The following is an 11,480-nucleotide window of genomic DNA, read 5'->3' as shown; positions in this document are numbered from 1 at the left end:
AATGGGTCGAAGGGCGGGCGCCGCTGTCATTATCGACAGCGGCGCCCGCTTCTTTAACCAAGCCTCAACCTTGACACGCGATAACCATAACGAGAATTCGTCAAGTTGAGTTACCCCCATGCGTCGACGTCATTCGGGAATTGTCTGGGCGTTCGCCACGGCGGCTCCGTGGGCCTTGGCCGGCGGCATGCTGGTCTCCTTCACCGCGACCGCCGGCCAGCAGAGCGATATCTCCGGCATCAGCCTGTCGCCCGTCTCCCGCGCCGTGGCGCTGACGGACGCGGACATCGTGCCCGGCGTCACCCGTGCCACCGCGAGCATGGTCGGGCTGCCGTCGCCCGGCCTGCGCGATGCCCTGCGCTCGGCCACGCTGACCGCTGCGGCGGAAGACGGGGATTCCGCCCCGTTGCGCGACGAGCTGAAACAGCAGTTCTCGGGTTGGCCGCAGGTCGTCAGGACGGGCAAGGGCGATCCCGTCACCGCCATGCCGGTCACGATCAGCCGCAGCGCCCAGGCGGCGCGCTTCGGGCGCGGCGCATTCTCGCAGGCGCTGCTTTCCCGCGATATCGAACTGCTGCCGCCCACCCTGCTGATGGAGGGCACCACCGAGATCCCCACCGCTGACGAAATGTGGGCGATGGAGTCGATCAGCGACGAGGAGGCCGTCGCCATCCGCCAGGCGCTGGCGCCGCGCACGACGCCGGCCTATGTGCGAGCGGGGGGTGTCACTATCCTGCTCGGCGACGGCGCGACGCCCGCTTCCTCGGCCGCGCAGGCGCTGGCCTCGGTGACGCCGGTGCCCGCCGAGATCATTCCGGTGGAGATCGCCGCCGCCCCCGTCTCGCTGCAGCCGGGGCAGAGCCTCGGCAACATGTCGGCCATCGTCAAGTCCGAAACCGGGCCGTCGATCGGCTACGCGCATCTGCTCGACGCCAACAACATGCAGCGCGAGGCGCGCTGCCTGGCCGAGGCGGTCTATTTCGAGGCGCGCGGCGAATCGGAAGCGGGGCAGGCCGCCGTGGCGCAGGTGGTGCTGAACCGCGTGAAAAGCGGCCTCTATCCGAAGAGCGTCTGCGGCGTCGTCTACCAGAACCGCCACCGCTTCAAGGCGTGCCAGTTCTCCTTCGCCTGCGAAGGGCGCTCGCTGCGCATCGCCGACCAGCGCTCGTGGCGCGCGGCCGTGCGGGTGTCCGAGCAGGTGATGGCGGGCACGATGTACAACACCGAAGTGGGCGGCGCGACCCACTACCACGCCAATTACGTGCGGCCCTATTGGGCGAGCCGCCTGAAGAAGATGGACGTCATCGGCCGCCACATCTTCTACAAGCTGCGGCCGGGCCAGACGTGATCAGGCCGCCGAGCTTTGCCGTTCCTCGCCCTCCAGGAACGGCCGCAGCCGGCTGATTTCCGCGCCCGCGTAATCGAGGAACGCGCGCACGCGCACCGAGCGGCGCAGGTCCGGGTGCGTGAGCAGCCACAGGCTCGTCGAGAAATCCGGGTTGGGAGGCATCAGCCGCCGGAGCGACGGCTGCGCGTCGGCGATGAAGCACGGCAGCGGGCCGATGCCGATGCCGGCCTGCACCGCTTCCGACAGTCCGAGCACGCTGTTGACGCGGTAGACGATGCGCTCCGGCGGCGCGCTCTCGCGCACGTAGCGGACCGCCTTCATCGGTGCGAAATGGTCGTTCATCGATACCCAGTTGCGCCCCGTGAGATCGTTCGCGCCGACGGGCCCGTCGCCGAAATCGGCACGACGTCCGTACACGGCCCACGACATCGCGCTGATACGCCGCCCCACCAGCGTTTCCGGCGGATTGTCGGTGGCGCGGATGGCGATGTCCGCGTCGCGCCGCGACAGGTTCAGCGGCTGGTTGGACAGCAGGATTTCAAGCTGGATCTGGGGATAGGACTCGCGGAACCCGGCGAACAGCGGCGTCAGCAGGTGCATCAGCAGGGTATCGTTGGTGGTGATGCGCAATTCGCCTGCCGGCGCGTGGGCGCAGCCCATCAGCAGGCGCCCGAGCGCCGAGACGTCGTCCACCCAGCGCTCGGAAATGGCGAGCATCTCCTCGCCGGGCGGCGTCGGCGTGTAGCCCGAGCGATGCCGGTCGAAGAGCCTGACCCCGAGCAGGTCCTCCAACGCCGCGAGCCGGCGGAACACCGTGGAATGGTTGACGCCGAGCGCCTCGGCGGCGCCTGTCAGCGATCCGCTCTCGCATATCGCGCGCACGAGCCGGAATTCGTCCCATGACAGGCGGCTGGTGACATCCGTCGCGGTGGCATGTCGCTGTTCCACGTGTGTACTCCTGCGCAAAATCCGGCGGATGGAATTTATCGAGGTTCCCGAAGGGACTCTGCCCGCATTCCTTGCATTTTTGCAAGGATCATTCTGCGCAGATACCAGCCCCGATGCCAGGAGGAAATGCTAGGTTGCTGCATCCCTTCACGAAACGGAGCTCCGTCCAATGACAGCGAAAGTCCTTGTCCTGTACTATTCGACCTATGGCCACGTCGAAACCCTCGCCTATGCGGTCGCCGAAGGCGCGGCGTCCGCGGGCGCCGAGGCGGTGGTGAAGCGTGTGCCGGAAACGGTACCGGAGGAAATCGCCCGCAACGCGCATTTCAAGCTCGACCAGAAGGCGCCCGTCGCCACCGTCGAGGAACTCGCTGACTATGACGCCATCATCTTCGGTTCGCCGACCCGTTTCGGCTCGGTGACGTCCCAGCTTCGCGCCTTCCTCGATCAGACGGGCGGCCTGTGGGCCAAGGGCGCGCTGATCGGCAAGGTGGGGGCGGTCTTCACGTCCTCCGCCACCCAGCACGGGGGACAGGAATCGACCATTCTGACCCTGCTGCCGACGCTGCTGCACCACGGCTTCGTCATCGCCGGGCTGCCGTATTCGTTCGCCGGCCAGACCACCCTCGACGAGATCGCCGGCGGCTCGCCCTACGGTGCTGCCACGATCGCAGCCTCCGACGGCAGCCGCCAGCCGTCGCAGATCGAACTCGACGGCGCGAAGTTCCAGGGCGCGCATGTGGCGAAGCTCGCGGCCAAGCTCAAGGCGTGAGGCCGCGCCGGCCATCGGCACGACAGGGGCGGCCGCAAGGCCGCCTTTTAATTTAGGGCTATCCCCGCTCAGGGGCGAGGGGCGGCAGCGCGCCTCAGCCTGTCGTTGATCGCTTCTCCGAGCCCCGCATCCGGGATCGGCGCGACCGCGATCGCCGTCACGCCGGGCAGATCGAGCGCGCGCAGTGCCGAGAACAGGCGCGTCGCCGCCTCGGCCACGTCGCGCGTCGGGCTGAGGTTGAGGCACGCGAGCGCCTGCTCCGTGCCCGGCAGTGGATCGCCGAACAGCAGCGCCGCTTCGCCCGGCAGAATGCTCCCGGCATTGAGCCGGACAAGCGCCCGCGGCGCATAGTGAGACGCAAGCTGCCCCGGCGCGAGGGGCGCTTCGCCGTCCGGCTGAATCTCGGCGTGAGCGCTGTCGACCGCAAAGCCGAGAACCTGCTCCAGCGCCGCGCGCGTCACCCCGCCGGGGCGCAGCAGCACCGGACGTTCGCCGAGGCACGAGACGATGGACGATTCGACGCCGACCTGCGTTTCGCCGCCATCGACCACCGCCGCGACCCTGCCGTCGAGATCGCCCAGGACGTGCGCGGCCATCGTGGGGCTGACGCGCCCCGACCGGTTGGCCGAGGGGGCTGCGACCGGTCGTCCCGCTTCGCGCAGCAGCGCGTGCGCGACCGGGTGGGAAGGCACGCGCATGGCGACGCTGTCGAGCCCGGCCGAGGCGAGATCGCAGATCGGGCAATCCGCGGCCCTCGGCACGACGAGCGTCAGCGGCCCGGGCCAGAATGCATCGGCGAGTTTCCGCGCCGCCGCGTCGAACCGGCCGTGGCGGAAGGCGTCCGCCTTGTCGGCGTAATGGGCGATCAGCGGGTTGAAGCGCGGTCGCTCCTTAGCCGCATAGATGGCGGCCACCGCCCGCGCGCTGGTGGCGTCCGCGCCGAGGCCGTAGACGGTTTCCGTCGGGAAGGCGACGAGCCGGCCCTCGCGCAGCAGCGCGCCCGCTCGGGCAAGGCCCGCGGGCGTCGTCGGCAGCAGCAGCGTCACTTGGGGCGAATCGTCAAAGACTGTCATCGAAAGCAGATATAGGCGGCTTGCGGATTTCCGGAAACCGCGTCGCGCGGCCCGGAATGAGCCGTGAACATGAATCCGGCCATCAATTCGACCATGAATCCGGCCATGAATCCGGCCATGCAGGCAGCCGATAGCAGAACCCGGCAGGCCGCGCCAGCCCGCAGTGCGGGGCGGCGTTGACGGCGGCCGGGCGCACGCATAAGCATCTTGCCACGCGCGCATCGCGTGGCGCCCCCCACAACGGACCACATCAGGAATCAACGGCATGCTGATCGTCTACCGCATCGCGCCCGCCGGCACCCGGCTCCACGCTGACCAGTCCGGCCCCGCCGACCAGTCCGTGGAGGAGGGTGGGCGCGATTTGCAGCCGCTGGGCCCCCAGCTGCAACGGCAGACGCTGGGTTTCGGCGAACCCATCCCTCCCGATGCGCTGTGGGTCGACCTCGTGGAGCCGACGCGGGCGGAAGAGCAGCTCGTCGAGCAGACGCTCGGCATCGAGATGCCTACCCGCGAGGACATGGAGGACATCGAGCTTTCCGAACTGCTCTATCACGAGAACGGCGCACGCTACATCACCATCAAGCTCATCGTCGCCATCGACGACGAGGCCGACATGGCCGGCGTGACCTTCGTGCTCAAGGGCAACACGCTGGTGACCGTGCGCTACGACGAGCCGCGCGCCTTTCCCATGTACGCGTTCCGCGCATCGAAGCCGGGCGGAGCGGGCACCACGGCCGAAGCCGTCTTTCAGGGGCTGATCGACGCCATCATCGATCGCTCCGCCGAACTGCTGCAGACCACGGCGGAGGAGATCAACAAGCTGTCGCGCTCCGTGTTCGAGGCCTCGGGGAAGACCGCAACCGCCGAGCACCAGAAGACCCTGCGCGCCTTGGGCCGCGCCGGGACGCTCATCTCCATGAGCCGCGAAAGCCTCGTCTCGCTGGAACGCGCCCTCCTGTTCCTTACCGCGAGCTTTCGCGGCGCGGGCGGATCGGGCGAGCTGAGAAAGGAAATGCGCACCGTCCTGCGCGACATCCAGTCCCTGGAGGAGCACGCGAACTTCCAGTCCGGCAAGATCCAGTTCCTGCTTGACGCGACGCTCGGCCTCGTGAATCTCGAACAGAACAACATCATCAAGCTGTTCTCGGTCATGTCCGTGGTGTTCATGCCGCCGACGCTGATCGCGTCGATCTACGGCATGAACTTTCAGGATATGCCGGAGCTGGGCTGGCAGTTCGGCTATCCCGTCGCTATCCTCGTCATGATCACGGCGGCGGTCACGCCCTACTTCTTCTTCCGCTGGAAGGGCTGGCTGTGACGGAGGCCCGTTGCCATTATGTTCCTTCCGTTCTATAAGAATAACGACGCTTTCGGGAACGATGACAACCGGCGTCGTTGTGCGGATACGTGTTAACGATGCTGGTCCATCTCTCGATACGCGACATCGTCCTGATCGACCGTCTCGACCTCATCCTAGGGGCCGGACTGACCGTTCTCACCGGCGAGACCGGCGCGGGGAAGTCCATCCTGCTCGACGCGTTCGCGCTGGCGCTCGGCGGGCGCGGCGACGGCTCGCTGGTGCGCCACGGCGAGGCGCAGGGGCAGGTGTCGGCGGTGTTCGAGGTCGCGGCCGAGCATCCCGCCCGCCTCGCGGCGGCGGAGTTTGTCGACGAGGGCGAGGACCAGATCATCCTGCGCCGGGTGCAGTACGCGGACGGGCGCACCCGCGCCTTCGTCAACGACCGGCCGGTGAGCGCCCAGACCCTGCGCGGCATCGGCGTGCATCTCGTCGAGATCCACGGCCAGCACGACGACCGCGCTCTCACCGACGCCGCCTCGCATCGCGCCATTCTCGACGCGCTGGGCGATCTTCGCGAAGAGGCGGAGGCGGTGGCGCGCGCCTATCACGCCTATCAGCGGCTGAAGCGGGAACTCGCCGAGCACACGGCGCGTGTCGAGGCCGCGCGCCAGGAGGCGGATTTCCTGCGCCACGCGGCCGAGGAGCTCGTCGCGCTCGCAGTGGAGGCGGGCGAGGAGGAGGCTCTGGCCATCCGCCGCCAGACCATGATGCAATCCGAAAAGGTCGCCCGCGAGCTGCAGGAAGCCTACGAGTCGGTCGCCGGGCACGGCTCGCCGGTGCCGGTCATCTCCTCCGTGATGCGGCGGCTGGAACGGCGGACGGATCAGGCGCCTGAGCTCATTGAGCCATGCGTGTCGGCGCTCGACGAGGCGCTGAACGCCATCGAACTCGCCGGCAGCGCGCTGGAACAGGCGTTGCGCGACGCGGAATTCGACCCGCGCGAGCTGGAGCAGACCGAGGAACGGCTGTTCGCCATCCGCGCGGCATCACGGAAATTCAACGTGTTGGCAGACGATCTTCCAGCTCTGCGTGAAAAATTCGAGGCCGATCTCGCCGCGCTCGACGCCGGCGAGGGGCGGCTTGCGGCCCTCTCGGCGGAGCTGGCGGAGACCGAGGCGGCCTATGTCGCGGCGGCGAAGGCGCTGAGCCGGGCGCGCCATGCGGCGGGCGAAGGGCTCGATGCGGCGGTCAACGCCGAGTTGCCGCCGCTCAAGCTGGAGCGTGCGCGCTTCATCACGCGCGTCGATACGGATGAGGCGGCGCGCGCCTTGGAGGGGTTCGACAGGGTGGAATTCTGGGTGCAGACCAATCCAGGCACGAAGCCCGGCGCGATGATGAAGGTGGCGTCGGGGGGCGAGCTGTCGCGCTTCATGCTGGCGCTGAAGGTGGTGCTGGCGGATCGCGGCTCCGCGCCGACGCTCGTCTTCGACGAGATCGATACCGGCGTCGGCGGCGCGGTGGCGGACGCCATCGGCCACCGGCTGGCGCGCCTGTCGGCGGGCGTCCAGGTCATGGCGGTGACGCACGCGCCGCAGGTGGCCGCGCGCGCCGCGCGCCATCTCCTCATCGCCAAGGAATCGGTTCCCGCCGGCGGGGCCGACGAGCGCGTGGCGACGCGCGTCGCGCCGCTGGAGCATGACGAACGGCAGGAGGAGATCGCCCGCATGCTCGCCGGCGCGACCATCACGGCGGAAGCGCGCGCCGCCGCCGTCAGGCTCCTGAAGGGAGCATGACGATGGCATCCGATCTGCGCGCCGTCGATGTGGCGATCCTGACCCCGCGTGAGGCGAAGCGCGAGCACAAGGCGCTGGGCGAGGAGATCGCCGCTCACGACATGCACTATTATACCGAGGATGCGCCGACCATCTCGGACGCCGAATACGACGCGCTGCGCCTGCGCTACGAGGCGCTGGAAGCGCGTTTCCCCACCTTGCGCGACGCGGACAGCCTGTCGAACAAGGTGGGGGCGAAGCCCTCGGAAAAGTTCGCCAAGGTGCGGCACAAGGTGCCGATGCTCTCGCTCGCCAACGGCTTTTACGACGAGGACGTCGTCGAATTCGTCGCCCGCATCCGCCGCTTTCTCGACCTGGCGGCCGATGCGCCGCTCGCGTTCACGGCCGAACCCAAGATCGATGGCCTGTCATGCAGCCTGCGCTATGAGGGCGGGGAACTGGTGCGGGCCGCGACGCGCGGCGACGGCGAGGAGGGCGAGGACGTTACCGCCAACGTGCGCACGGTCTCCGCCATTCCGCACCGTCTGGCGGGAGGCGGCGTGCCGGACCTCATCGAGGTGCGCGGCGAGATCTACATGCGCCACGAGGACTTTGCCGACCTCAACCGCCGCCAGCAGGAAGCCGGCCGGCCGCTGTTCGCCAACCCGCGCAACGCCGCCGCCGGTTCGCTGCGCCAGCTCGACGCGTCGATCACCGCCTCGCGGCCGCTCGCCTTCTTCGCCTATGCCTGGGGCGAGGCGTCGGCGCTGCCGGGCGACACGCAGTTCGGCGTCATCGCCGGGTTCGGGCGCTGGGGGCTTCCCATCAACCCGATGATGAAGCTGTGCTATTCGGTGGACGACCTCATCACCCACTACCGCGCCATCGAGGCAGAGCGCGCTGCGCTCGGCTACGACATCGACGGCGTGGTCTACAAGGTCGACAGCCTCGCCCTGCAGGGGCGGCTCGGCTTTGTCTCGCGCAGCCCGCGCTGGGCGCTGGCGCACAAGTTCGCCGCCGAGCGCGCCATGACCGAGGTGCTCGCCATCGAGATCCAGGTGGGGCGCACCGGCGTGCTGACGCCGGTCGCCAAGCTGCGGCCGGTGACGGTGGGCGGCGTCATGGTGTCGAACGCGAGCCTCCACAACGAGGACGAGATCGCCCGCAAGGATGTACGCATCGGCGACACCGTCGTGATCCAGCGCGCCGGCGACGTGATCCCGCAGATCACCGGCATCGTGCCAGAGCGCCGGCCGGCGGGTTCCGCGCCTTATGAATTCCCGCAGACGTGCCCCGTGTGCGGCGCGCATGCGGTACGCGAGATCAACCCGCGCACCGGCCGTCAGGACGTCGCGCGCCGCTGCACCGGCGGGCTCACCTGCGCGGCGCAGGCCGTGGAGCGGCTGCGGCATTTCGTGTCCCGCAACGCCTTCGACATCGAGGGGCTCGGCGAAAAGCAGATCGAGCTGTTCTATGCCGAGGGGCTGATACGCGGTCCGCAGGACATCTTCACGCTCGCCGCGCGCGACGCCGGCAGCATGACGCCGCTCAGGGCGCGGGAAGGATTCGGCGAAACGAGCGTGCGCAACCTCTTCGCCGCCATCGAGGAGCGCCGCAGGGTGGGGCTGAACCGCTTCATCTACGCGCTCGGCATCCGCCATGTCGGCGACACCACGGCGAAGCTCCTGGCGCGCCACTACGGCAGTTTCGACGCGTTCCGCCAGGCGGCGGTCGCGGCGGGCCAGGGGATTTCGGCGGAGCAGCTCAACAACGAGGCCTGGGCGGAGCTGACGTCCATCGACGGCATCGGCCCGGTGGTGGCGGACGCCATCGTGCAGTTCTTCGCCGAGCCGCACAATATCGAAACGCTCGACGCGCTGCTGGGCGAAGTGACGCCCGAGCCGATGGAGGCCGTCGGCGGCGACAGCCCGGTGGCGGGCAAGACCGTCGTCTTCACCGGCTCGCTGGAGCGCATGACGCGCGACGAGGCCAAGGCCATGGCTGAGCGGCTGGGCGCCAAGGTCGCGGGCTCGGTGTCGGCGAAGACCGATCTCGTCGTCGCCGGTCCCAAGGCGGGGTCGAAGCTGGAGCGGGCGAAGGAACTCGGCGTCGAGGTCATCGACGAGGCGGCGTGGCTCGAACTCGCGGGCGTTGGCTGACCATGAACATGTATTCCGTGCATCGGGCGTCCGCGTCCGGGGAAATCCGCGAGGGCCTTGCCGAGATCGCGCCCGTGCTCGTCGCCGTGCTGCCCATCGGCTTCCTGTTCGGTGCGATCTGCACGACGAAGGGATGGACGAGCGGCGAGGTCTGGCTGATGTCGACGCTGGTGTTTTCCGGCGGGGCGGAATTCGCCGCCATCGGCATCTGGAAACTGCCGATCCCCTATCTGGCGCTGTTCGTCTCGACCGTGCTGGTGAGCGCCCGTCATATCCTGATGGGCGTGTCGCTCGCGCCGAAGATGCATGCCTTCAGGGGCTGGCGGCTGTGGGTCGCCGCATGGTTCATGACGGACGAGGCGTGGGCGCTCGGCGAGCGGCGCGCGCGGCGGCAGACCGTCACCGTCGCCTACTGGTTCTGCATGGCGGTGCCGGTGCAGATCGTCTGGGTGGCGTCGACGGTCACCGGCTCGATCGTCGGGCCGCTCCTGGGCGATCCCGCCGCGATCGGCCTCGACTTCGCCTTCACGGCGCTGTTCATCGGCCTCATCGCCGGTTTCTGGCGCGGCCGGCCTACGCTGTGGGTGCTCGTCGCGAGCGGCAGCGCGTCGGCGCTGGTGACGATGCTCGTCGGCGAGCCGTGGAACGTCCTTGCCGGCGCGGCGGCGGGCATCGCGACGGCGTGGTTCACCGCGCCGGAGGAGGGCGAGGCATCGTGAGCGTCGATCCCGGCACCCTGCTCGCCATCGTCATGATGTCGGCGGTCACCTATTTCACCCGGCTGGCGGGTTTTCTGCTCGCGAGCCGCCTGACGCTGCGCGGCCGCGCCAAGGCCGCCATCGACGCCATACCGCCCGCCGTGCTGTTCGCACTCATCGCCCCCATGGCGCTCACCCACGGCTGGCCCGAGACGCTCGCCGCTGTGGCGGCGGGTCTGGCGGCGACGCGCCTGCCGCTTCTCGGTGTGATCGCTGTGGGGGTGGCCGCGGTGGTGGTGCTGCGCGCCTTGCTGTAGAGGCTGCCGCGATGACCGATGCGCGCGATGACGGTGTTCCCGACGTTCTGCCGCCCGGGGATATTCCCTGGCCGCGGCTCGCGGGTCCGCTCGTGGCGGCGGAGGATGCGCTGGCGCGGCTCGACGAGCGCCTGCGCGCCAGTCCGTTGCGTGACGGCTTCACGGCGCGGATGCATTATGCGGACGCCTGTGCGTCGCTGTGGATCGAGGGCGAGCTGGTGCCCGTCGAGGATCTGGTGCTGCACGACGCATCGGCCGACATCCGCGCGCCCACGCCGCAACTGACGCGCGCCCGGGCGGTCATGCAGGTGCGCCGCCTCATCGCCGAGCGTCCGCCGGACTGGGCGCTGAGCCGCGACGGCATCGCGCACCTGTCGGGGGAGACGCTCGCGACGCCGTCGCGGCGTTCTTCCGCCGCCGGGCGGGACATGCCCGGCGGCGATGCCGGGCTCAATGACGCGTTGTCGACTATCAACAGGCTTCTCGTCCGCACCAGCCGGGTTCTCTCCGGCGAGGCCGTCGCGGCGCGCGCCGGCGCCTCGCCCGATCGTCACCCGGTCGAGCCCGACGCATGGCGGCGCGCGGCCGAGGCTGTGGCGCACCTGCCGCCGCTGCTCGCGGCGGGGCTGCTGTGGGACAGGTGGGAGACGCATCCGCCCGTGCCCCGGCGCGGCTGGCTCGGGCGCCAGCTCATCGCAGCCTATCTGCGCGAGCGCGGCAAGGCGGGTGCGCATCTTCCGGCCGTCAACGCCGGCCTGCGCGCGATCCCCTGGGAGCGGCGGCGCTCACGCGACCGCTCCTCCCGGCTGCTCGCCTGGCTGGAAGCCGCCCATGCCGGCGCGCAGGCGGGCCTTGCCGAGCACGACCGCCTGACGGTCGCGCTCGCTCTGCTCGAACGCAAATGCGCCGCGCGCCGCACCACCTCGCGCCTGCCGGACCTCGTCGCGCTCGCCGCCGCGCGCCCGCTGGTGACGGCGGCCACCGCCGCGCAGGCGCTTGGCATCACCCGGCGGGCGGCCCAGAAGCTGATCACCGAGCTCGGCCTGCGCGAAGCAACCGGTCGCGGGCGATATCGGGCATGGATGGTATAGTG

At 69.5% G+C, this 11,480-nt stretch carries 10 protein-coding genes; 8 read left to right on the top strand and 2 right to left on the bottom strand.

From position 1 onward, the window contains the following. Positions 1 to 118 precede the first annotated feature (118 nt). Entirely contained in the window at positions 119 to 1,348 is a 1,230-nt protein-coding gene (locus ACUSIJ_RS19930) for a cell wall hydrolase (protein WP_449310160.1), read from the top strand. On the opposite strand, the gene ACUSIJ_RS19925 is transcribed toward ACUSIJ_RS19930, so the two are convergent. Next, the gene (locus ACUSIJ_RS19925) at positions 1,349 to 2,296 is read right to left on the bottom strand and encodes a LysR family transcriptional regulator (RefSeq protein ID WP_449310159.1); all 948 of its coding nucleotides are present in this window, start codon (positions 2,294 to 2,296) and stop codon (positions 1,349 to 1,351) included. Between the two features lie 169 nt (positions 2,297 to 2,465). On the opposite strand from ACUSIJ_RS19925, the gene wrbA reads away from it, so the two are divergent. Continuing rightward, on the top strand, positions 2,466 to 3,068 hold the full coding sequence (wrbA, locus tag ACUSIJ_RS19920; protein ID WP_449310158.1) for an NAD(P)H:quinone oxidoreductase: 603 nt from the start codon (positions 2,466 to 2,468) through the stop codon (positions 3,066 to 3,068). Positions 3,069 to 3,136: 68 nt separating this feature from the next. On the opposite strand, the gene ACUSIJ_RS19915 is transcribed toward wrbA, so the two are convergent. Further along, positions 3,137 to 4,141 (bottom strand): L-threonylcarbamoyladenylate synthase, encoded by a 1,005-nt coding sequence (locus tag ACUSIJ_RS19915; RefSeq protein ID WP_449310157.1) that lies wholly within the window; start codon positions 4,139 to 4,141, stop codon positions 3,137 to 3,139. Positions 4,142 to 4,406: 265 nt separating this feature from the next. Between ACUSIJ_RS19915 and corA the strand changes: the two genes are divergently transcribed. From corA to ACUSIJ_RS19885, 6 genes are all read left to right on the top strand, one after another. Beyond that, the gene (gene corA / locus ACUSIJ_RS19910) at positions 4,407 to 5,459 is read left to right on the top strand and encodes a magnesium/cobalt transporter CorA (protein WP_449310156.1); all 1,053 of its coding nucleotides are present in this window, start codon (positions 4,407 to 4,409) and stop codon (positions 5,457 to 5,459) included. 98 nt (positions 5,460 to 5,557) lie between these two features. Beyond that, positions 5,558 to 7,234: a DNA repair protein RecN gene (gene recN, locus ACUSIJ_RS19905; RefSeq protein ID WP_449310155.1), complete on the top strand. Its 1,677-nt coding sequence runs from the start codon at positions 5,558 to 5,560 to the stop codon at positions 7,232 to 7,234. Positions 7,235 to 7,236: 2 nt separating this feature from the next. Further along, entirely contained in the window at positions 7,237 to 9,372 is a 2,136-nt protein-coding gene (gene ligA / locus ACUSIJ_RS19900) for an NAD-dependent DNA ligase LigA (RefSeq protein ID WP_449310154.1), read from the top strand. Positions 9,373 to 9,374: 2 nt separating this feature from the next. Next, positions 9,375 to 10,091 carry an AzlC family ABC transporter permease gene (locus tag ACUSIJ_RS19895; RefSeq protein ID WP_449310153.1) on the top strand — a complete coding sequence of 239 codons (717 nt, stop codon included), beginning with the start codon at positions 9,375 to 9,377 and terminating at the stop codon, positions 10,089 to 10,091. After that, on the top strand, positions 10,088 to 10,387 hold the full coding sequence (locus tag ACUSIJ_RS19890; RefSeq protein WP_449310152.1) for an AzlD family protein: 300 nt from the start codon (positions 10,088 to 10,090) through the stop codon (positions 10,385 to 10,387). Before ACUSIJ_RS19895 ends, ACUSIJ_RS19890 begins: the two co-directional genes overlap by 4 nt. A gap of 11 nt (positions 10,388 to 10,398) precedes the next feature. Beyond that, positions 10,399 to 11,478 (top strand): RHE_PE00001 family protein, encoded by a 1,080-nt coding sequence (locus tag ACUSIJ_RS19885; RefSeq protein ID WP_449310151.1) that lies wholly within the window; start codon positions 10,399 to 10,401, stop codon positions 11,476 to 11,478. The last annotated feature ends 2 nt before the right edge of the window (positions 11,479 to 11,480 follow it).

This window comes from Pseudochelatococcus sp. B33 (assembly GCF_053570585.1).
This window is presented reverse-complemented; position numbering and strand designations above follow the sequence as displayed.

What these genes read in the sequence shown, in the direction of transcription:
- recN (WP_449310155.1), top strand. Translation starts at nt 5,558, where the DNA reads ATGCTGGTCCATCTCTCGATACGCGACATCGTCCTGATCGACCGTCTC.
- ACUSIJ_RS19895 (WP_449310153.1), top strand. Translation starts at nt 9,375, where the DNA reads ATGAACATGTATTCCGTGCATCGGGCGTCCGCGTCCGGGGAAATCCGC.
- wrbA (WP_449310158.1), top strand. Translation starts at nt 2,466, where the DNA reads ATGACAGCGAAAGTCCTTGTCCTGTACTATTCGACCTATGGCCACGTC.
- ligA (WP_449310154.1), top strand. Translation starts at nt 7,237, where the DNA reads ATGGCATCCGATCTGCGCGCCGTCGATGTGGCGATCCTGACCCCGCGT.
- corA (WP_449310156.1), top strand. Translation starts at nt 4,407, where the DNA reads ATGCTGATCGTCTACCGCATCGCGCCCGCCGGCACCCGGCTCCACGCT.
- ACUSIJ_RS19885 (WP_449310151.1), top strand. Translation starts at nt 10,399, where the DNA reads ATGACCGATGCGCGCGATGACGGTGTTCCCGACGTTCTGCCGCCCGGG.
- ACUSIJ_RS19930 (WP_449310160.1), top strand. Translation starts at nt 119, where the DNA reads ATGCGTCGACGTCATTCGGGAATTGTCTGGGCGTTCGCCACGGCGGCT.
- ACUSIJ_RS19915 (WP_449310157.1), bottom strand. Translation starts at nt 4,141, where the DNA reads ATGACAGTCTTTGACGATTCGCCCCAAGTGACGCTGCTGCTGCCGACG.